Source organism: Vibrio sp. 2130-1, assembly GCF_033339515.1.
Genome location: NZ_JAWOUT010000005.1, coordinates 240,250 through 261,494 on the forward strand (window position 1 = coordinate 240,250; position 21,245 = coordinate 261,494).

At 44.0% G+C, this 21,245-nt stretch carries 17 protein-coding genes; 6 read left to right on the forward strand and 11 right to left on the reverse strand.

Annotation, left to right across the window (positions count from 1 at the left end):
• Positions 1–44: 44 nt before the first annotated feature.
• The 3 genes from R7Q09_RS09655 to R7Q09_RS09665 are packed head-to-tail and all read right to left on the reverse strand — an operon-like array spanning position 45 to position 2,347.
• A complete protein-coding gene (locus R7Q09_RS09655; protein ID WP_042522976.1) occupies positions 45–707 on the reverse strand; it encodes a DUF2987 domain-containing protein in 663 nt (220 codons plus the stop codon).
• Positions 708–720: 13 nt separating this feature from the next.
• A complete protein-coding gene (locus R7Q09_RS09660) occupies positions 721–1,557 on the reverse strand; it encodes a glucosaminidase domain-containing protein (RefSeq protein ID WP_017634900.1) in 837 nt (278 codons plus the stop codon).
• A complete protein-coding gene (locus tag R7Q09_RS09665) occupies positions 1,550–2,347 on the reverse strand; it encodes a hypothetical protein (protein ID WP_005389175.1) in 798 nt (265 codons plus the stop codon). The genes R7Q09_RS09660 and R7Q09_RS09665 overlap by 8 nt, the downstream gene beginning before the upstream one ends.
• A 400-nt stretch (positions 2,348–2,747) precedes the next feature.
• Between R7Q09_RS09665 and potA the strand changes: the two genes are divergently transcribed.
• The 5 genes from potA to R7Q09_RS09690 all read left to right on the forward strand — a co-directional run bounded on the left by potA (position 2,748) and on the right by R7Q09_RS09690 (position 7,895).
• Positions 2,748–3,863, forward strand: coding sequence for a spermidine/putrescine ABC transporter ATP-binding protein PotA (gene potA, locus R7Q09_RS09670; protein ID WP_047102297.1), 1,116 nt, complete (start codon positions 2,748–2,750; stop codon positions 3,861–3,863).
• A complete protein-coding gene (potB, locus tag R7Q09_RS09675) occupies positions 3,844–4,704 on the forward strand; it encodes a spermidine/putrescine ABC transporter permease PotB (RefSeq protein ID WP_005377512.1) in 861 nt (286 codons plus the stop codon). Before potA ends, potB begins: the two co-directional genes overlap by 20 nt.
• A complete protein-coding gene (gene potC, locus R7Q09_RS09680) occupies positions 4,704–5,474 on the forward strand; it encodes a spermidine/putrescine ABC transporter permease PotC (RefSeq protein ID WP_262653770.1) in 771 nt (256 codons plus the stop codon). Before potB ends, potC begins: the two co-directional genes overlap by 1 nt.
• Positions 5,475–5,576: 102 nt before the next feature.
• Positions 5,577–6,608, forward strand: a complete 1,032-nt coding sequence (locus R7Q09_RS09685) for an extracellular solute-binding protein (protein ID WP_017634902.1) — start codon at positions 5,577–5,579, stop codon at positions 6,606–6,608.
• Between the two features lie 249 nt (positions 6,609–6,857).
• Positions 6,858–7,895: an extracellular solute-binding protein gene (locus R7Q09_RS09690; protein ID WP_033905298.1), complete on the forward strand. Its 1,038-nt coding sequence runs from the start codon at positions 6,858–6,860 to the stop codon at positions 7,893–7,895.
• A gap of 88 nt (positions 7,896–7,983) precedes the next feature.
• Here R7Q09_RS09690 and cobB read toward each other — a convergent pair whose 3' ends face one another.
• A complete protein-coding gene (gene cobB / locus R7Q09_RS09695) occupies positions 7,984–8,715 on the reverse strand; it encodes a Sir2 family NAD+-dependent deacetylase (RefSeq protein WP_005377522.1) in 732 nt (243 codons plus the stop codon).
• 118 nt (positions 8,716–8,833) lie between these two features.
• Between cobB and R7Q09_RS09700 the strand changes: the two genes are divergently transcribed.
• The gene (locus tag R7Q09_RS09700) at positions 8,834–9,007 is read left to right on the forward strand and encodes a hypothetical protein (RefSeq protein WP_165401620.1); all 174 of its coding nucleotides are present in this window, start codon (positions 8,834–8,836) and stop codon (positions 9,005–9,007) included.
• Between the two features lie 32 nt (positions 9,008–9,039).
• On the opposite strand, the gene R7Q09_RS09705 is transcribed toward R7Q09_RS09700, so the two are convergent.
• From R7Q09_RS09705 to R7Q09_RS09735, 7 genes are all read right to left on the reverse strand, one after another.
• On the reverse strand, positions 9,040–10,260 hold the full coding sequence (locus R7Q09_RS09705; RefSeq protein WP_318070745.1) for an ammonium transporter: 1,221 nt from the start codon (positions 10,258–10,260) through the stop codon (positions 9,040–9,042).
• 342 nt (positions 10,261–10,602) lie between these two features.
• Positions 10,603–11,490, reverse strand: coding sequence for an immunity 49 family protein (locus tag R7Q09_RS09710; RefSeq protein WP_318070744.1), 888 nt, complete (start codon positions 11,488–11,490; stop codon positions 10,603–10,605).
• 1 nt (position 11,491) lies between these two features.
• Entirely contained in the window at positions 11,492–15,877 is a 4,386-nt protein-coding gene (locus R7Q09_RS09715) for an RHS repeat-associated core domain-containing protein (protein WP_318070743.1), read from the reverse strand.
• 423 nt (positions 15,878–16,300) lie between these two features.
• Positions 16,301–16,717: a membrane protein gene (locus R7Q09_RS09720; protein ID WP_005377532.1), complete on the reverse strand. Its 417-nt coding sequence runs from the start codon at positions 16,715–16,717 to the stop codon at positions 16,301–16,303.
• Positions 16,701–17,753: a formate dehydrogenase subunit gamma gene (locus tag R7Q09_RS09725; RefSeq protein WP_005377534.1), complete on the reverse strand. Its 1,053-nt coding sequence runs from the start codon at positions 17,751–17,753 to the stop codon at positions 16,701–16,703. The genes R7Q09_RS09720 and R7Q09_RS09725 overlap by 17 nt, the downstream gene beginning before the upstream one ends.
• A 14-nt stretch (positions 17,754–17,767) precedes the next feature.
• A complete protein-coding gene (fdh3B, locus tag R7Q09_RS09730; RefSeq protein WP_005377536.1) occupies positions 17,768–18,376 on the reverse strand; it encodes a formate dehydrogenase FDH3 subunit beta in 609 nt (202 codons plus the stop codon).
• Positions 18,377–18,387: 11 nt separating this feature from the next.
• A complete protein-coding gene (locus tag R7Q09_RS09735; RefSeq protein ID WP_318070742.1) occupies positions 18,388–21,243 on the reverse strand; it encodes a formate dehydrogenase subunit alpha in 2,856 nt (951 codons plus the stop codon).
• Between the last annotated feature and the right edge of the window lie 2 nt (positions 21,244–21,245).

The following is a 21,245-nucleotide window of genomic DNA, read 5'->3' on the forward strand; positions in this document are numbered from 1 at the left end:
TTAAAAAAGAGCTGCGATTGCAGCCCTTTCTAAACGTTCAGTGTTCATTTCTTTGCGTTAGGTAGATAAGGTAACACTCGCATCGTCGGTTCTGGTAGTGTCATTGTGCCACCTTGCCCTATTTCACTTAGTGCGACTTGTATCTTGCCATTGACAATTGGCTTTTCGGTTCCGTTTGAGAAAATCACTTTATCATTCAGTTGATTTGCAAACTCCATCGTCACACCTTGAACTTCCGGTGTAAACCAACCCGCAAACATACCGCCTAAATCTTCCAGCATCGTCTGCATTTGAGGTAGAAGAGGCTTAAGTTGCTCGTAAGAAACGTTACCCTGTAATGGTTCTTTGGTCATCACGACAAGTGAGTAATCGCAACGTGTATCTTTTGGGGTATCGATAAAAACCAACGGATTCGCTGACTTTAAGTTTTTATCAACAGGTAAAGGCAACTCTTGTGAAGCAGGGATAACAAACTCTTCATAGTGCTCTTCTTTTTCCATCCAAGCTTTTTCTATCGTACAAATTTGTTTAGTTTTTGCGTCCACAAAAAAGACACCAACTTTCACATCGTCATGCCCTTCTTTATTGTTGTTTTTTAGTTGAGTGTATAACTTTGAGTACGTGAACATGTACTCTTGAGCTTGGGTTATCGGCGATACAAGAATTAGCGCCGCACTTCCCAATAGACTTAGGCTTAACTTTTTCATTTTATCCGTTATTTTATTGCGTCCAGTAGGCGTTGTTATGACGAATCATAGCGCGAAGATCGTGTACATAGGCGATGCCACGTTCAGAATAGGCTAGCAACCCATGCGTTAACTCTGACGCGGTTGCAACCGTTAACAAGCCCTTGTTCTTTTCAGCCAGAGATGTTCTGATTTCACGCAGGTCTGCATACGCTGGGTTTCGATTAACATTCATAAAGTAGCCATGAACAGACTGTTGTACAGAATCGAATTTTTCAACTTCATGAACTTTGTTAGCGCCACGTTGCGCTGGAACAATTCCACAGCCCTTTTTATAACACCATTGGCCGAACAAGTTGTTTGCTTGAGTAGCAAAACGAGAAGTGCCCCACGCAGATTCATTTGCCGCTTGAGTTAGAACCAAGGCTTCAGGTAAGACGTTCACTCGCACAAGCATCTCGTCTAGCCATGCTTGATCAATCTTATCGTTACTCAAGGGCAACGAATACAGAGATGATAACCGCTGAGCATACTCTTGTTGTTCTTGCGTCACTTGTCCCACCTTTAAAGAGGTAAGAAAGGCCCGCTCATGACGAATTCGTTGATTCTCAAGAGCAATTTTAGGCCTTAAAAAATCAAAAAAAGCAGCTTTTTTCTCTTTCGTATCTTTTATTGAATTGAAGTCTGGGATATCACCGATGTATGGCAAGTGTGATAAATCGACATGCTTAATCTTGCCAGAGAGTACGTCAGGATTTTCCACATATTTAAACTGTTTCTCGTAGTGTAAATATGGGCCTATAGAAATAAAAGTGGCGGCTATACAGGTTGCCGCCACTCGTAAACTTATTGATTTCAAAGAATTAGGCATCAAACACCTGTGAGTTACCATCGTGATCATTATCGTTTTTCTGTGTTGTAACGATCTTAAGCTTAATTCCAAACATTTCGCGGTAGAGTATGCCTTTCAAATGGAAGAAGAATGGCAGCACAAAAATCAAGCCAATACCGTAGAACATTGCTGCAATAATAAACATTAACATCACGCCTAAGTAAAGCCCCGCGACCACAAAAATCTTCTTGTTGATTGCGCGAAGTGATAACAGCAACGCTTGCATTGGTGGCACCCTTTTCTCACAAATCAACAAAATAGAGTGACTAAATGCCAAGGAAAGATACAGCGACAGTAAAGGAAAAATCATACCAACCACACCTTGTAGCATTAAGCTCATGAGCGTTGCTAGAATAACAGGAATGGTGAACTGCAACCCCTTTCCAACATGGCGCAACTTAGTCTTCAGGCCGGCGACATGGCTCATAGCCATCAAGCTGATCCCCGCATAAATTGGTGCGCTAATCACCTCATAACTGAAATTCGCGACATAAATAGAAGACACAATATCGTTTGTGAACGACTCTGGGTTCTCAAATGCATCAAGAATAACGCTCAAATCGCCCAACTGCAGTTTTAATGCAATATAGAAAATACCTAACTGGACAAAAAGCAATACAATAATGGCAGGAGAAAATGATAAAAAGTGCTGGATGGTTGCTCGCCAAGCTTCGTTAAAAACCGCGCCAGCTTTAAGCTCGTAGTTGCCAGACAAAGCTCGCTCTACACTCCCCCCAAGATTGAAATCTTTCTCAAAATCGTCGTTCATAGTTTATCCAAGACTAACTTGTAAAATTTTGACTGGAATTCCAGTCAATTAATGTAATCGTCATTATAAAGAAATCTTTCCACATCTAACATCACAACTCACCTACAATCCTTGCAATCTCAACTGTATGGTTGATAATTGACCACTTTCAAGGTCATGAAATTGAAACAATTGTTGAACAAAGTTTAGTGCTATCAAACTGTGTCTAGATGCCAATTAATCTCATAAAAACAGTATGGTAAGGAATGATGGCTTTTTCCTGCAAAATTATTTCTGTTTCAAGATAAGAAAATGCTTTAATTTCACACTTTTGGTGATTATGATGCGCGCCTCAAAAGTGAATGGTTAGTGTCACATCAGCTGGGATAATCCCGGCTTGAACGTGGGGGAAATACAGACGTTGAACGCAAAACCGCAAGCAGGAAAGCCAGTTATTCGTTTATCTGGTATTAGTAAAAGTTTCGATGGTAAGGAAATCATCGGTAATTTAAATCTGGATGTTAATCATGGTGAATTTCTGACGATTCTCGGGCCTTCTGGTTGTGGTAAGACAACAGTTTTACGCATGATTGCAGGTTTTGAAACGGCAGATAACGGTCAAATTATTTTGGATGACCAGGATGTAACACAGGTTCCTGCAGAGCAAAGGCACGTCAACACGGTATTTCAGAGTTATGCACTCTTCCCTCATATGACCGTATTTGAAAACGTTGCTTTTGGTCTTCGCATGCAGAAAACACCTGCAGCAGAGATCGAGCCACGAGTTATGGATGCGCTTCGCATGGTTCGCCTAGAAAAAATGGCACAGCGTAAGCCTCACCAACTTTCTGGTGGTCAACAACAACGTATCGCCATTGCGCGTGCGGTTGTGAACAAGCCAAAAGTACTGCTGCTAGATGAATCTCTATCTGCACTTGATTACAAACTGCGTAAGCAAATGCAAATCGAGCTTAAACAGCTTCAGCGTCAGCTTGGTATTACCTTTATCTTCGTTACGCACGATCAGGAAGAAGCCCTATCGATGTCTGACCGCATTATTGTAATGCGCGATGGTGTTATCGAGCAGGATGGTTCTCCACGTGAGATTTACGAAGAGCCGAAGAACCTATTTGTTGCTCGCTTTATCGGTGAGATCAACGTATTCAACGCAACCATGCTAGAGCGTATCGACGAGAAACGTATCCGTGCAGAAATCGAAGGTGTCGAGTCTGTTGTTTACTACGATCAGGAAGCGCAAGCAGGTGAAAAACTGCAAGTACTACTTCGCCCAGAAGACTTACGTATCGAAGAGATCAAAGAGTCTGAAGAAAAAGGCATCGTAGGTCACGTAACAGAGCGTACCTATAAAGGTATGACGCTTGATTCAGTTATCCAATTGGATTCAGGCATGCGTGTAATGGTTAGCGAATTCTTTAACGAAGATGATCCTGATGTGGACCACTCACTTGGCCAGAAAGTCGCTATCACTTGGGTTGAGAGCTGGGAGGTAGTCCTCAATGATAAGCAAGAAGATTAATCTTCAAAACGCGATCATTACCTTAATCGTCGGTTGGTTAACACTTTTCGTGTTGGTACCAAATGTGATGATTATCGGTACGAGTTTCTTAACGCGTGATGAAGCAAACTTAATCGAAATGACATTTACTTTCGACAACTACTTACGTCTACTCGATCCCTTGTATGCGAAAGTGCTGATGCACTCGTTCTACATGGCGATTGTGGCGACGTTGTTGTGTTTAGTAATTGGTTACCCATTTGCTTACATCATAGCGAAAATGCCAGAGAAATGGCGCCCATTCATGTTGTTCTTAGTTATCGTACCTTTTTGGACAAACTCTCTTATCCGTACTTACGGCCTGAAGATTGTTCTGGGTACACAAGGTATTTTGAACAAATCATTAATGGCGATGGAAATCATCGATAAGCCATTACGTATTATGTACACCGAAACAGCAGTAATGATTGGTCTTGTGTACATCCTGCTTCCATTTATGATTCTGCCGCTTTACTCGGCAATCGAGAAGTTGGACAACACTTATATCGAGGCGGCGAAAGATCTTGGTGCGAACAAGTTCCAAACCATTACGAAAGTGATTCTACCTCTTACAATGCCTGGCATTATCGGTGGTTGTTTGTTGGTTCTGCTACCAGCACTAGGTATGTTCTACATCTCTGACCTTCTTGGTGGTGCGAAGAACCTACTGATTGGTAACGTTATTAAGAGCCAAGTATTGAACGCTCGTGACTGGCCATTTGGTGCTGCGACCAGTATCGCCCTCACCTTCGCAATGGCTGTGATGCTTTACGCTTACTACAGAGCAGGCAAACTATTGAATAAGAAAGTGGAGCTAGACTAATGGGACGCACAGTTAGATTTAGCTTTATGGCGCTGGTATATGCATTTTTGTATCTGCCAATCATCGTCTTAATTGTTAACTCATTTAATGCCAATAAATTTGGTATGAAATGGGGCGGTTTCACCACGAAATGGTACGAAACTTTAGTAAATAACGACAGCCTAATGCAGGCTGCATGGCATTCATTGAGCGTAGCGGTATTTTCAGCGACAGCTGCAACCATTATTGGTAGCTTGACGGCTGTTGCTTTATTCCGTTACTCGTTCAAAGGTAAAGGCGCGGTAAACGGCATGCTGTTTGTCGTAATGATGTCTCCAGATATCGTAATGGCGATTTCATTACTTGCTCTGTTCCTTGTATTGGGCGCACAGCTAGGCTTCTTAACTCTATTGATTGCTCACATCACCTTTTGTCTACCATTCGTTGTGGTAACTGTATACAGCCGCTTAAATGGCTTTGATGTGAAAATGTTGGAAGCAGCAAAAGACCTTGGTGCAAGCGAGTGGGTTATCTTGAAACAGATCATCCTTCCTCTCGCTAAACCAGCGGTTGCCGCAGGTTGGTTATTGAGCTTTACCCTGTCTTTGGACGATGTGATCATCAGCTCGTTTGTAACGGGTCCAACATACGAAATCTTGCCATTGAAGATTTACTCCATGGTTAAGGTGGGCATTTCACCGGAAGTGAACGCCCTAGCAACGGTGATGTTGATTGTTTCTTTGGTCTTGGTAGTAATTTCTCAGTTGCTAGCAAGAGAAAAAGTGAAGTAGAATCCGCACCTGTTAACATCACGAAACAGAATGGTTACATGCCATTCTGTTTTTCTATCTATCGTCCAAAATTGGACAACGTTTGGTTTGGAGCTAACGTCAATGAAAAAATGGGCTACTCTATTAGCTGGTAGTGCATGTGCGCTTTCTCTGTTCTCTGGTACAGCGACAGCGGATGATAAAGAATTAGTATTTATGAACTGGGGTCCTTACATCAACAGTAATATCCTAGAGCAATTTACTAAAGAAACTGGCATCAAAGTAATCTACTCGACTTACGAGTCGAACGAAACTTTGTATGCAAAGCTAAAAACCCATAACCAAGGTTATGACCTAGTAGTACCTTCAACGTACTTCGTGGCGAAGATGCGTGACGAAGGCATGCTACAAAAGATCGATAAGACTAAGCTGAAAAACTTCGGCAACCTAGATAAAAACTACCTAGACAAGCCTTACGATCCAAGTAACGACTACTCTATCCCACACGTTGTTGCGATTACAGGCCTAGCGGTTAACGCAGATATGTACGATCCAAACGACTTCCAAAGCTGGGCTGACCTATGGAAGCCTGAGCTTGAAGGTCAAGTAATGTTGATGGACGACACTCGTGAAGTGTTCCATATCGCTCTGCGTAAACTTGGCTACTCAGGTAACTCAAAAGACCCTAAGCAAATCGATGAAGCGTACGCTGAGCTACAAAAGTTGATGCCTAACGTTTTAGTTTTCAACTCTGACAACCCTGGCGCACCTTACATGTCTGGTGAAGTGGGCGTTGGTATGCTTTGGAACGGTAGCGCCGCAGCGGCACAAAGTGAAGGCCTGAACCTTAAACTCGTTTTTCCTAAAGAAGGCGGTATCGGCTGGGTTGATAACTTCGCTATCTCTTCCGGTGCGAAGAACGTAGAAGCCGCTCACAAGATGATTGACTTCCTACTGCGCCCAGAAATCGCAGAGCAAATCTCTCGTGATACTGGCTACCTAACGGCGGTGGAAGAATCGAATGCTAAGTTTAAAGACGTTGCCCCACTGTTCCCTTCTCAAGAAGACCTTGACCGCGTTGAATGGCAAGATGCGGTTGGTGATCTAACCGTTAAGTACGAAGATTATTTCCTCAAGCTGAAAGCGGGACAATAATCTAGCTTGTGTAACAAGTCATCAACCATAGGAAAATAGGCAGCAATACGCTGCCTATTTTTGTCTTAGGCTGATATAATCGCGCGTTGCTAGGTTTATTTGTCTTGGTATCATAGATTTATCGTCTCATAACAAGGAGACAACGATATTCAAGCTAAATGAACATATTTGTGCTTACTGCGATTTGGCTCAACTTGATAACTCCAGCTAGTATTGACTTGTCCAATCGCGAAACAAAACGGAAAACAAATGAAAAGTAAATTCTACGCAAGCGCTCTATGTGCAGCGACGCTCATCGCTACCCCTGCAATGGCTGCTGATCAAGAACTGTATTTCTACAACTGGTCGGAATACATTCCAAACGAAGTTCTTGAAGACTTTACAAAAGAAACCGGAATCAAAGTTATTTACTCTACATACGAATCTAACGAGAGTATGTACGCAAAACTAAAAACTCAAGGTTCTGGTTACGACTTGGTAGTACCGTCTACCTATTTCGTCTCTAAAATGCGTAAAGAAGGCATGCTACAACAGATCGACAAAGAGAAATTATCTCATTTTGCCGATCTTGATACTAACTTCCTAAACAAACCGTTCGATCCGAACAACAACTACTCTATCCCATACATTTGGGGTGCGACCGGTATTGGTATCAATGCTGACATGCTAGACAAGTCATCGGTTTCTAAATGGGATGATTTCTGGGATAGCAAGTGGGAAGGTCAACTAATGCTGATGGATGATTCTCGCGAAGTATTCCACATTGCATTGACTAAGCTTGGTTACTCACCAAACACGACTAACCCAGAAGAAATCAAAGCCGCTTACGAAGAACTGAAAAAGCTAATGCCAAACGTATTAGTATTTAACTCAGACTTTCCTGCAAACCCTTACCTTGCGGGTGAAGTTTCACTAGGCATGCTTTGGAACGGTTCTGCATACATGGCTCGTCAAGAAGGCGCGAACATCGACATCATCTGGCCAGAAAAAGGCACTATCTTCTGGATGGACAGCTTAGCTATTCCAACTGGCGCGAAGAACGTTGACGCCGCTCATAAGATGATCGATTTCCTACTACGTCCTGAGAATGCAGCTAAAATCGCACTAGAGATTGGTTACCCTACTCCAGTTAAAACGGCACACGATCTGCTACCGAAAGAATTTGCTAATGATCCAAGCATCTTCCCACCACAAGAAGTGATGGACAGCGGTACTTGGCAAGATGAAGTTGGCGAAGCGAGCGTAATGTACGATGAGTACTTCCAAAAGCTAAAAGTGAATAACTAATTCGTTAGTTTTAAAGATATGAAAAAGCGGCTCATGAGCCGCTTTTTTGCTCTTAATGACAAGACAAAAACTCTTCCTGTTGAAGTTATTACGCTCTTTCTTTTCCTTCTAGAGCCAGTATCTCGTCAACTAATTTTGGAACCTCAACGCTTGCTTTTCCGTAGCGTTTTTCCTCAAATTCACTTTCTACCGCACTAGGTTCTAGGTTAATTTCAATGGTATGTGCGCCGTGCATTTTTGCATCATGAACAAAACCTGCTGCGGGATACACAACGCCAGAAGTCCCAATAGAAATAAACAAATCTGCTTCTTCTAATGACGCGTAGATATCACCCATTCGCAGTGGCATTTCACCAAACCAAACAATATGTGGTCGCATTTGTGAAGGGATCTGACAACAGTGACAAAGTTCGCCTGTCTTAATGTCCTCATTGTGCTCTACTACTTGGTTAGATTCACTACAGCGCGCCTTGAGCAACTCACCATGCATGTGAATCACATTCTGACTGCCGCCTCTTTCGTGAAGGTTGTCTATATTTTGAGTGATGACCGTCACTTTACCTTCTAACTCAGCCTCTAAACGACCCAATGCTTCATGCGCTGCATTAGGCTTTATCGCATTATCTTGAAGTTTCTTGCGGCGTTGGTTGTAAAAGTCTTGAACAAGGTCCGGATCGCGAGCAAACCCTTCAGGCGTTGCTACATCTTCGATACGGTGATTCTCCCATAGGCCATCTTGCGCACGAAATGTTTGAATACCAGATTCGGCCGAGATACCTGCACCAGTAAGTACTACAATATTTCTATAAGGGAAATTCATAACTCATCCTTGCTGTTTTTTCATTAGCTTAACACTGAAAGAATAGCAACAGTAGTAATATGGATTAGACCATAGTCGTAATGGTCACTATTAGAATTACAATTTAAGAGGAACAGCAATGAGACAAGTATCTCTAGCGTTTATATTGCTTATGACTTTGGCAGGCTGTCAACTTACCAATGTTGAAGGCGAAGTCGATGATGTAAAGGTAAGAGTCAGCACCAATGATGATGACCATCGAGGTAATGGTAATTTCTGTCCTCCTGGCCAAGCCAAGAAAGGCAATTGCTAACAGAGCGGCTTTATGCCGCTCCCATATTGGCCTCAATCCTCGTTGGTCGAAGATATTTTATGAATGGCTAGGTCAGCGCCATTGAATTCGTCTTCTTCTGAAAGCCTCAGTCCCATACTGGCATTGATCGCACCGTAGACTACAAGTGCACCAAGCACTGCGATGGAAAGGCCCAAAAGCGTTCCTAGAAGCTGAACGATAATACTCACGCCACCTAGCCCACCCAATGCGCTTTGACCAAAAATCCCAGCGGCAATACCACCCCAAGCGCCACATACACCGTGTAAAGGCCAGACACCTAGCACATCATCAATCTTGGTTTTGTTTTGTAGGTGGGTAAAAAGATAAACAAATAGCACGCCAGCAATCGCACCTGTCACTAAAGCACCGATAGGATGCATTAAGTCTGAGCCCGCACATACAGCAACCAAGCCAGCTAGTGGGCCGTTATGAATAAAGCCAGGGTCATTCTTACCAGCCAACAGTGACGCGACAATGCCCCCGACCATTGCCATCAATGAGTTCATAGCCACCAAGCCACTTATGCCTGACACAGTTTGAGCTGACATGACGTTGAAGCCAAACCACCCCACACATAAGACCCAAGCTCCCAAAGCCAAAAACGGAATATTCGAAGGTGCAAAGTTGGTGTGCTTTCCTGCTCGAACTCTGCCTTTTCTCATGCCCAAAAACACGACGGCAACAAGCGCTATCCAGCCGCCAACACCATGCACAACGACTGAACCTGCAAAATCGTGGAAGCCATAACCAAAGGTATTTTCAAACCAACCTTGAACACCAAAGTTTCCGTTCCAGATCATTCCCTCAAATAACGGGTATACGATGCCGACAGTGAAAAATGTTGCGATTAGAATCGGATAAAAACGAGCTCGCTCTGCGATACCACCAGAAACAATAGCAGGAATCGCTGCAGCGAAGGTCAGCAAGAAAAAGAACTTCACCAACTCGTAACCATTGCCTTGAGATAACGTCTCTGCATCAGCAAAGAAGGTGCCGCCATAAGCGACCCAGTATCCAATGAAAAAATACGCAATGGCGGAAATACCGAAATCGGCCAAGATTTTAACTAAAGCATTAACTTGGTTCTTTTGGCGCACGGTTCCTACTTCAAGAAAAGCAAAACCAGCATGCATCAAAAAAACCATGATTGCGCCAAGTAGTAAGAAAAGTGTGTCGGAACTTTGCGTGAGAGTTTGTACAGCGCCGTGTACCTGATTGGCAGTTACACTCATTATGATTGTCTCCGTTGATCTGTAGCGCACTTATCCTGTGCATCAAAGTTAGGCTCATCACCAATTTGGTGAACTTAATTTATAGAGCGTCTATCAGAGCAATTCTCATTCCATAATTTACATTTCTAACACTTACGATTTAATTTATTGTTTTTTATGAACTTTAATAAAATTAGGCATTCTTAAAATGGCGCTTAACACGCTAATAAGTGCACCAATATGGTTTTAGTGCACCAACATGATGCGCACCATATAGCTCAACAAACAGCAAACTTTATACGATAAACGTAAAGGCCACCCCATGAGAGGTGGCTTATATACGGAATTGCTAACTAAAGGAGTTTATCGAGTGATCTTCCCGGCTTTTACTTCTTCTAGCCAACGTCCTTCAACGAGATAGGGGGGGAGCCAACCAGTTTCAACAGATAAACGGTTACCTTTGTCATACCACATACATGCCATACCAAGCAGAGGGAAATTAATGAACGTGCGGATCCCTACTCTATCTGGTCCCAATTCTCTAAGATGATATTTCTCTTGAAACTGTAGGTTTTTAACGAGCACTTCCTCAAAATCATAACCAATATTAGTAGTGAGCGCTGCGAAGGTTTCTAGGATCCCCATCGCAATTTCCAACGCCCAGTTATCTCCTTGAGCTACCGCTGCGTCCATTGCTGCAACCAACTTATCAGGATAATCCGGTGCGCGGTTGTGAAACGACTGAATTACGTCTACTAGCATATAAGACAGCTCACCCGCTTTGGTAGAGCTCTGCCTCATCAAAGAAATTGGAAAGTTCGCCAATACGTCCATACTTGGCCTGTCACGCACAATTGTCGATATGAAATACATATCAATCCATCTATTAGGATTTATGCACCCCGTTTTTAAAATGCCTTCCCCGTCCCACTTTACTTCAGGATAGTCGAGAATCTTGATAGTTAATTCATCATTGGGATTCATAGCAAGTCGATGATAACAAGCGCCCATTAGAGAAGTTTCGTAAAGACGTAATGTACAAATTTGTTCGTCTTCATGCGAGGTTTGAAACCAGGTATACCAGCGAACCTGATCAATGGCGAAATCACCAAGACTGACCAGGTTTTCCCGCCTGATTTTAAGACCCTCTTTTCGCTGATCTAGTATCTTATTGATAAATTCTTTCTCAGAAGAAACTCCACTTTCACTCAACTCAGGGTTTGCTTTGCGTTCTACAACTTTACTTTGCATTTTAACTTAGTCCTTTGGAATCAATTTTAAATTCTGCCACTTCTACTTTTACATCTGAGACATTCCCACCTTCAGGGATGTTTGCTTGAGTATGTATATATCGAATAGGTATACCGAACGAAGCTGCATGTTGAATTTTTCTTGCTGTTATTTTTTCAGTCGTCCCTTCCTTTTTTTCAGACATTAGGTTGGTGATTTCTGCAGTGTATTCCGTTGTCCCTTGCTGATATGCCATATTTCCAATCTTGCGGCTGCCCAGCGGGCTGCTCCCTCCTTTGGCCTCAACAATGATAATTTCACCTGGTGGTGGCTCTTCCACCTCGTAAACCATATCAAAGTCGCCCGGCTTCGAAATTGAGGTTCCAATATCTTTAGGATGAAGCAGCTTAGCATTAGGACGTTTACTCCGGACAAAGTCATCCGCGGCCAACTCACCTACTTTTGCAGACTGTTGGTTAATATTACCAATTTGAGCGTTATATCCCTCTTCGCCAGATCGAGCGTCCATTGCCTCTTGACGCTCTTTCAAGCATTCATCAATTTTTGCTTTGTTTCTTTCTGTTAGCTCATAATCACTCGTATTGAGTTCAGAGTTTTCTTTATACTCTGCTTTATTTAGCACAAGATCTTCAGTAAAGATCGTGCAACCTTCTTCCCCGCCAACTTTCTCTGAGTCAAAAACATGCGCATTGACAAACTCCTCAATCCCAACAACATACTGCACTTCGTGTCGGCTGCCATCTGAATGATTGATATGACGATAAAAAGTAATCTCGTTTCTTTCGCAATCAATATGGTCTAAATCGTATTCATATCGAATATGATTTTTACCATTGGGTTTTCGGATTTTGACTTGCGAGCGAACGCCATCTTCTCCGACGGATGATTCTTTTGCTGCCTCTAAAATCTGATCGCAAACCTCTTGGGGGACATCGCTTTGCGCCTGATACTCTGCCAACATTTGACCCAAGCGTTTTAGCCCTTCTTCACATAGGAAACCTGTTGGGTCAATCCATTGAATTGGGTTGACTGCATATTGGTAATGATTAATACCACCAGCAATAGATATCGGATCTTGTTGGATGAAACGTCCTAGCTTAGGGTCGTAATACCGAGCGAGGTTGTAATGTAAGTTGGTTTCTTGATCGAAATACTGCCCTTGAAAACGTAATGGATTTACTACTTTTTCAATATGTACATGAGCAAAGCCGTGAACATCGTAACTTGCACTCCATACAACATTCCGTTCGCAATCGATTAGTCGCTCTGGCTTACCAACTTGATCGCACTGGTACCAATAAATAACGTCATTTTCTAGCAGTGCCACTGGCGTGTAGGTTTCGGGTTGATATAGGTACCAGCGGAAAGCACCTGAAGAGCGTTCACCAATTAAACGTTCACCTTCCCACAAGAACTCTGTAACGCCTTGTTGTGTAATTTTCTTCGTTCTGCGCCCTAGAGCATCATATTCATATTGACTGATGCCATCGTCGGTGTGAACTTCAATGAGCTGATTTAACGCATCAAATACGCGAGTCTGAACGTGTCCTTGCCCCTCACGTTTTGTCTGATTTCCTTGCGCGTCATATTTGAACCGGACATTATCGTGCACTTCAATACGATCAGCGAATACCTCTGAAGATGGCAAAGTAGGATTGCCAAAACTATCGTATTCAAACTTAGTCACTTCTCCGGAAGCATTGACTCGTTTCAGTTGCCCTAAGGCATCGTACTGATAGTGTGTTGCTCCTGCCGTATTATCAATGATTGATGAAATACGGTTTTGCGCATTGTAAACGTACTTTTTCTCTCTATCAGGCCAATGTTGTTCGACCAAACGACCAACACCATCATAAATGATGCGCTCATTAAAATGTGCCGTTTCAATTTGGGAAACTCGTCCCATTTCATCGTAATGAAATTTGATTTGAGGTAAATCTAGGTTTCCAAACCGAATCGCTGAAAAACGCCCATATCGATCGTAAGAGAAGTTCAGCTCCGTATTATCTGGCAGTACCTGAGATACGCGTTGGCCAACTCTGTTAAACTCCTGCGCTATCTCAAACTGACCTTGAATGCGCTTTGTTAAATGCCCGAATGAAGAGTATTGGTATTGCAATGTTTGATGGCGATTGGATGCGAAAGTAAGTCGCCCACCAAGCGTATAATTGAAGTGGTTCTCTACAATACTGCTACCATTTCCTGCTTTGACGTGCTTGAGATAACCCGCAGCGTCATAGCGATACAGCACCGTCCTATCGGCGACTTGCTTACGATGGATCCGCCCCATATCGTCATAATCAAATTGGCTTTGTAGATTATCAAACCCGACAGTTCCTGACAGCTGGCCTTCATCGTCATACAGGAATTCGAACTCTAAGCCGTCACTCCGAACTAATTTAGTCAGGTTACGTTGTTGATCGTATTCGTAAGAAATATGGCTGCCATCGGGAAAGATGACTGCTTCTTGTTGCGCGAGTGCTCCCCATTGATATGAGGTAATGCCTGCTGGCGTTCGAATCTGAGCAACACGGCTGTGCTCATCGTAAGAATATTCTTCGCTATAACCGACTTTGTCTTCGTCGTTAAAATAACGAACTGATGTACGCCTGCCAAATTGATCATAAGCGAGTTGAGCAATACACCCATCGGGATAAGCAACGCCATTCACCAGATCTTCTTCGTTGTAGCTGTAACGAAGTAATGTACCGTCTATTTCATTCGCGATAAGTCTTTGTTGTTCATCCCACCACCATTGACTTTTCTTACCATCTTCAGACTCTTTTTTGACGACTTGACCGTGTTTATCGTAATCATATTCCGTGACACAGCCGAACTGATCGGTATCCCAAACTCTTTGACCGAGGCTATTGTAGTAAGCCTTCTCGATATCCCCATCAGGTGAAACCGTTTTAACTAACTTACCTAAGCCGTCATAACCATATTGAATTTCTTTTCCAGAGGAATGAAACTTAGAGACTAATTGACCATGCTGATTATATTGATAATTGACCGTTGACTGATCAGGATAGATAGCTTGTGCTTTTCGTCCTAATTCATCATATTGCCATCGCCAAGTTTTACCTGTGGGGCTTATTTTCTCGAGTAAGTTACCCTGCTCGTCATGCAAGAAAGACCATTGATGATCTAACGAGTCAGAATAAGAAGAATGATTTCCCTGATAATGGAAGCGATAGTCATAAATTCCTGCGTCCCCAACGTTCCTGATGCATTTCGCGTTAGCACCTTCGCCATCCCATTCAAAATAATGAGTAAAGCCAGTTGGTCGTACACGCTTAACAATTAAATGGCCGCGGTATTGATACTGTTCCTTTAAGCCTAAATGATTAGTTGCACTGACCAAATCATCGTGCTCATCATAGGTATAAGTTGCCAGAACTTTTTGGGACTTTGCATTAAGCAGTTCTACAAGCCGTCCTTGCTTATCATATTGACATTCAAGAACCGGACGCTTGTTATATGCGATCTCGATCAATCGATGGTTTCGAGAATACTGCAATTGAAACGTTGAAAACGTGCCATTTCTAACTTGTTTAACAAGCCAGCGATCATCTTTTTGCTCAAACCGATATTGATGCCCATTAGCGAGCGTTACAATCCGAGTTGTTGAGCTCAGGAAATAACAGCTCGCACCAGCGTATATTTGATAACTTGTTGCTCCAATATCTACTGGCTCAAATTCTGTGATATCGGCCTTATCGTCAACAAACTCCCAAGCGATAACATTGTCTTTCTCGTTCGTCTTTTCGCGTAATTCAAACTGAAATGCATGTCGCCAACCAAAGCCCATTCCATGATTTACATCCGACTGCGAAGAGCGGTAAGTACGCTGCCAAGTAGTACCTTGTTGTAGCTCGATATCATAGAGTTCGAGAATTTCTTCACCCGTCACAAGTGATACAGGATCACAGGCTTTCTCATGTTTTTCGCTGCTTTGTTGCTGAGGCTTGTCGGATGCGGCACTTCTGCCACTCTTTTTATTCGACTTCCCCTTTCCCTTCGATGGTTTTGCATTGACGGTATTTTGAGTCGGTGGAGGCGTAACCGCTGACGAGAGTGCGTAGTTTTCGCCGGTAGGTACAATTCGAGCGACATGCAAGTCACCGTTCACCAAAGCATTGGCAAACGTTGAATTATAGTGTTGGGAAGTAAGCTCACCGTCAGGTATGTTTGGCTTGAATTGACCAATCGTATAGAACAAGTCCTCGACAGAGCGAAGGTCAAGCTCACCAAAGCTCTCAAGAAACTCTATTGCCTCTTGTTTGGTCACGAATGTTTTAGGTTCGCCGCTAGTAAGTAACTGACCAGAGAAGTGATAACTTTCGCCAAAGCGATTCGTGATAGGAATGACGAATTGAGGGATCATAGCCGTAACGTGTTTGTCCTTTTCTTACCTTGCCGCATCATTTAATGCTCGTTTCGCTCTTTTTATTTGTGAGAGCAAGATGCCTTAATCAAACATCCTCCGATAGAGATTCCTCTGTATGCGTAGACTGAATGTATTGATGGCAATTTTCACGTATGCAACTCTTTGAATTTCTGAGCGCAGCGTACTTTAACGGGACGATGAATCCTGAGTAAATGAACAATAGCGTGAGTGAGACTAATGTCTCATCGTGACGCGATTTTTTTACATGTTTCTTACTTAACTATGATTTTCTGCCCAGTTACGTAAATTCACTCAATAAGTTGCATCAAGTATCACCACTGCGACTCAACGCTTCATATTTGAGACAAAACAGCAACAAAAAAACCGCCTATTACGGCGGTTTTGCTTAAAGAATACTGATTAAAGGTTTGGACCTGTCGATGGTCTGTGTGGTTGGTTATTGAGCAGTTGCTGCATCCCTTGAAACATTCGCATAAACCACACCAAGATGGCTAATGCAGCAAACACCATCCCTACCCAAGGAATAAAGTAAGCGATGGTTTCAAGCAAAGTACTATGCAACCAATAATCACTCACGCCAACGAGTACACCGTTAGAAGTCGCGACGGTGACGATCAACACAACAAAAAACGTCAGGTAGAGAAAGAAGGTGCGAATTAAACCGTAGTAATGAGAAATCACTACGTCGCTGTCTTCTCCCTTATCTAATCGGTAACCCGCATAGATAATTGCGATAACGCCTGAGATCAGAAACGTAAACGGGGTCAGACAGCTCAGGATGTACGCAACCCAAATCCCGTTATGAGGTTTGTTCATTCGCTTTCGCTCCTTTTACTTCCGTTTGTGCCGTATCTGTTTCACCCATCGCTTCTTTGGACTTCACTTCCTCATACCAAAGATCGTGATGCTCTTTCGCCCATGTTTCATCAACTTCACCTGTCACCATGCCTTCTAGCGCACCTTCCATACCGAATAGACCAATATAGATGTGGAAGATAAAGCCACAGATTAGAATCAGCGCCGAAATCGCATGAACTAAGTTAGAAAGCTCCATGTCACGGCGAGTTTGGCCAAAGATAGGAAAGTCCAGAACTAAGCCACTCACTGCCGCGATAGCACCAAAGAAGATTAACAACCAATAGATTGCCTTCTCACCACCGTTTGAGAAACCAGCTGACGGATGTGTGCCTTTGTGTTTACCAACCATGCCGCCCATTTTCATAAACCAACGAACATCTGTCATGTTTGGAATCGACTTGCGCCACCATTTAAAGAGCACGAGCATCAGTAAAATGAAGAACAATGGTCCCATGTAATTGTGGTACTGCTTCGCCAACATGACGATAAAGCCCCAGAACTCAGTAGGAACGTACGGTTTTAAGAAGTGCTTACCGTAAACCAGCATCAAACCACTGAATGCCAACGTTAAGAATGTAAACGCCATACTCCAGTGAAGCGCGCGGTCTAAACGAGACCAACGCTTCATCTTTTTGCCTGTACGAGGCTTACTTAGCATCAAAGGGCCAACAAATACGTAAGCCATGATAACCATCGCGATACTGCCGAAAATCGCGACAGCACCAGCAGGAGACATCCATTTCTCTTTTAGAATGTACCAAGTCTCACCGGGTTTACTGATCAATACGCCATGTTCTGGCGATTGAGACGTGGTGTAGCCTTCTTGCCCCTCTCTGACTTCGCGCCAATAGTCTGCCCCGGCGAGTTGCGTGATCTCCTGTTGAATAACTTTAGAAGATTGTTCCTCTGCTGAAGCAGGCATTGCAAAAGTCAGCAGCAATGCCGTCATCATTGACAGCATTGCTAGAGATGCACGTTTAAGCGTGTTTAACATGTGCCTCTCCTTACTTAGCTTTTCGTCGCATCGTAAGAAAGATCGTTTCCGTCTGTCCAACCTGCGTTTTTCGCGCCGCGTTCTACCACACGTTGACGGAAAATGTCAGAGACTTTCTCTGCGTCACCCGCAAGCAGCGCTTTGGTTGAACAAAGCGATGCACACATCGGTAACTTGCCTTCTGCGATACGGTTCGCACCGTATTTTTGACGTTCTTCCTCAGAGCCAGGCTCTGTTTCTGGGCCGCCCGCGCAGAAAGTACATTTATCCATTTTGCCACGTTCACCAAATGCCTCTTGTTTAGGGAACTGAGGCGCGCCAAACGGACAAGCAAACAAACAGTAACCACAACCGATACACAGATCTTTATTGTGAAGAACGATGCCGTCTTCGGTATGTTCGAAACAATCAGCTGGACAAACTGCCATACAAGGCGCATCGGTACAGTGCATACAAGCAACAGAGATAGAGTTTTCACCAGCTTCACCGTCGTTTAGTGTTACCACGCGGCGACGTTGAATTCCCCATTCAAGCGCATCGTCGTTTTCGTTCTTACATGCAGTAACACAGCCGTTACACTCGATACAGCGTTTGGTGTCACATAGAAATTTCATTCGTGCCATTGTCAGACTCCTTACGCTTTACGAATGTTACATAGGGTTACTTTGGTTTCCTGCATCAAGGTAACCGGGTCGTAACCGTAAGTGGTAGCCGTGTTAGCCGATTCGCCAACAACGTAAGGCTGTGTACCTTCTGGGTATTTAGGACGTAGGTCTCCACCTTCGAACTTACCGCCAAAGTGGAACGGAATGAACGCCAAGCCAGGTTTCACACGACGTGTTACCATCGCTTTCACCTTGATTCTTCCCTTCTCTGCACCTTCAACCCAAACATCATCACCATCTCTAAAGCCAAGATCGTTCGCGTCTTTCGGGTTCACTTCAACAAACATTTCTTGTTGAAGCTCGGCAAGCCAAGGGTTTGAACGCGTCTCTTCACCACCACCTTCGTATTCAACCAGACGGCCAGAAGTCAGAACGATTGGGTACTCGCCCGATTTGTCCTGCTCTTGAATGGATTTATACAACGTAGGTACACGGAAGATTGCATCTTTGTCTTCCCAAGTTGGGTAATCCGTTACAAGGTCACGACGTGGTGTGTAAAGTGGTTCACGATGCAGTGGCACACGGTCTGGGAACGTCCAAACAATCGCACGCGCTTTCGCGTTACCAAATGGAATACAACCGTGCTTGATCGCGACACGCTGAATACCGCCAGACAGATCTGTTTTCCAGTTTTTACCCTCTGCTGCCACTTTCTCTTCAGCAGTTAGATCGTCCCACCAACCAAGTTGTTTCAACAACTTGTCAGTGAACTCTGGGTAACCGTCTTTGATTTCACAGCCCTTCGAATAGCTGTCTTCAGCAAGTAGGCTCTTGCCTTCAAATTCCACACCAAAGCGCGTACGGAAGTTACCGCCACCTTCTGCAACCGTCTTAGACGTATCGTACAGAATGTGCGTGCCTGGGTGTTTCATTTCCGGTGTACCCCAACATGGCCAAGGTAGACCGTAGGTTTCACCGTTGACAGGGCCACCTTCCGCTTCCAATGTGGTTTTGTGGAACGTATGCCAGTTTTGTTGGTGCGCTTTCAAACGCTCTGGGCTTTGGCCTGTGTAACCAATCGTCCACATGCCTTTGTTGAATTCACGCGTCAGGTCTTCAATCACCGGCTGGTTGTTTTCAACACGGATGTTTTTGAACAGAAGATCGGAATAGCCCAGTTTCTTCGAAAGCAGGTACATGATTTCGTGGTCTGGTTTTGATTCAAACAAAGGTTCAATCACCTGATCACGCCATTGTAGAGAGCGGTTAGAAGCGGTAACACTGCCGTGTGTTTCAAACTGTGTTGTTGCAGGAAGCAGGTAAACGCCGTCGGTACGGTCGTTCATTACCGCAGCAACCGTTGGGTAAGGGTCCACAATCACCATCATGTCCAACTTCTGCATCGCTTTTTTCATCTCAACACCACGTGTTTGAGAGTTCACTGCGTGTCCCCAGTAGAACATTGCACGGATGTTTTCGCGTTGACGAATGTTGTCTTTGTTTTCCAGTACACCATCTACCCAACGAGATACTGGGATACCTGCACTGTGCATTGGTTTCTGACCGCTGTAAGCATTGTCATCGAAACGACCTTTGATCCATTCGTAATCGATTTCCCACACTTTTGACCAATGACGCCAAGCGCCTTCAGAAAGGCCGTAGTAGCCAGGTAGCGTGTCAGAAAGTACGCCAAGGTCGGTTGCGCCTTGTACGTTATCGTGACCACGGAAGATGTTTGCGCCGCCGCCTGATTTACCAATGTTACCAAGCGCTAGCTCAAGCACACAGTAAGCACGTGTGTTGTTGTTACCAGTAGTATGCTGAGTACCACCCATACACCAAACAATGCAGCCTGGGCGATTTTCAGAAAGCAGTTTTGCTGTTTGGTAAACGTCTTCTTCGCTTACGCCTGTTACGCGCTCAACTTCTGCTGGCGTCCATTTCTCCACTTCAGCACGGATTTCATCCATACCGAATACACGTTGACGGATGAACTCTTTATCTTCCCATTGGTTTTCGAAGATGTGCCACAACACACCCCAAATAAATGCTACGTCAGAACCAGGACGAAGTGAGACATAGTGATCCGATTTTGCTGCCGTACGTGTACGACGCGGATCCGCTACGACGATCTTACAGTTGTTCTTCTCTTTCGCGATCAGAATGTGCTGCATCGCTACTGGATGTGCTTCAGCTGGGTTTGAACCAATGAACAGCATCGACTTACAGTTGTGCATGTCATTGAAAGAGTTGGTCATCGCACCGTAACCCCAAGTGTTCGCTACACCCGCCACGGTTGTTGAGTGACAAATACGCGCTTGGTGGTCAACGTTGTTCGTACCCCAAAGTGATGCCATTTTGCGGAACAAATACGCTTGTTCGTTGCTGTGCTTTGCGCTTCCCAAGAAGTAAACCGAATCAGGCCCAGACTCTTTGCGGATGCCCATCACCTTGTTACCGATTTCTTCGATCGCTTGATCCCAAGAAAGCTTTTTCCACTTACCGTTTTCAAGCTTCATTGGGTATTTAAGACGGCGCTCACCGTGACCATGTTCACGCAGTGCTGCGCCTTTTGCACAGTGACCACCGGCGTTAAATGGGTGGTCGAATGCAGGCTCTTGACCCGTCCAAACACCATTTTGAACTTCTGCGTAAATACCACAACCCACTGAACAGTGAGAACAGATAGTACGTTTTACTTCTGTTTTCGCTTCTGGATCGACTGATTTTGCTTGCGCTTTTTTCATCATTCCCGGTGCGAATAGACTAGCACCAACCACTGCGCCACCAGCGGCAAGCGAAGTGTTTTTCATGAATGCACGACGAGATACGCCAAGCTGGTTCGTTTCTTTGCTCACACTGTCGGAGCGTTTGACAAGTTTCATCC

Coding starts and splice junctions, on each gene's coding strand:
- R7Q09_RS09685 (WP_017634902.1), top strand. CDS start 5,577: ATGAAAAAATGGGCTACTCTATTAGCTGGTAGTGCATGTGCGCTTTCT.
- R7Q09_RS09715 (WP_318070743.1), bottom strand. CDS start 15,877: ATGATCCCTCAATTCGTCATTCCTATCACGAATCGCTTTGGCGAAAGT.
- R7Q09_RS09665 (WP_005389175.1), bottom strand. CDS start 2,347: ATGAACGACGATTTTGAGAAAGATTTCAATCTTGGGGGGAGTGTAGAG.
- potB (WP_005377512.1), top strand. CDS start 3,844: ATGATAAGCAAGAAGATTAATCTTCAAAACGCGATCATTACCTTAATC.
- R7Q09_RS09660 (WP_017634900.1), bottom strand. CDS start 1,557: ATGCCTAATTCTTTGAAATCAATAAGTTTACGAGTGGCGGCAACCTGT.
- R7Q09_RS09690 (WP_033905298.1), top strand. CDS start 6,858: ATGAAAAGTAAATTCTACGCAAGCGCTCTATGTGCAGCGACGCTCATC.
- potC (WP_262653770.1), top strand. CDS start 4,704: ATGGGACGCACAGTTAGATTTAGCTTTATGGCGCTGGTATATGCATTT.
- R7Q09_RS09700 (WP_165401620.1), top strand. CDS start 8,834: ATGAGACAAGTATCTCTAGCGTTTATATTGCTTATGACTTTGGCAGGC.
- R7Q09_RS09705 (WP_318070745.1), bottom strand. CDS start 10,260: ATGAGTGTAACTGCCAATCAGGTACACGGCGCTGTACAAACTCTCACG.
- fdh3B (WP_005377536.1), bottom strand. CDS start 18,376: ATGGCACGAATGAAATTTCTATGTGACACCAAACGCTGTATCGAGTGT.
- R7Q09_RS09710 (WP_318070744.1), bottom strand. CDS start 11,490: ATGCAAAGTAAAGTTGTAGAACGCAAAGCAAACCCTGAGTTGAGTGAA.
- R7Q09_RS09655 (WP_042522976.1), bottom strand. CDS start 707: ATGAAAAAGTTAAGCCTAAGTCTATTGGGAAGTGCGGCGCTAATTCTT.
- cobB (WP_005377522.1), bottom strand. CDS start 8,715: ATGAATTTCCCTTATAGAAATATTGTAGTACTTACTGGTGCAGGTATC.
- R7Q09_RS09720 (WP_005377532.1), bottom strand. CDS start 16,717: ATGAACAAACCTCATAACGGGATTTGGGTTGCGTACATCCTGAGCTGT.
- R7Q09_RS09725 (WP_005377534.1), bottom strand. CDS start 17,753: ATGTTAAACACGCTTAAACGTGCATCTCTAGCAATGCTGTCAATGATG.
- R7Q09_RS09735 (WP_318070742.1), bottom strand. CDS start 21,243: ATGAAACTTGTCAAACGCTCCGACAGTGTGAGCAAAGAAACGAACCAG.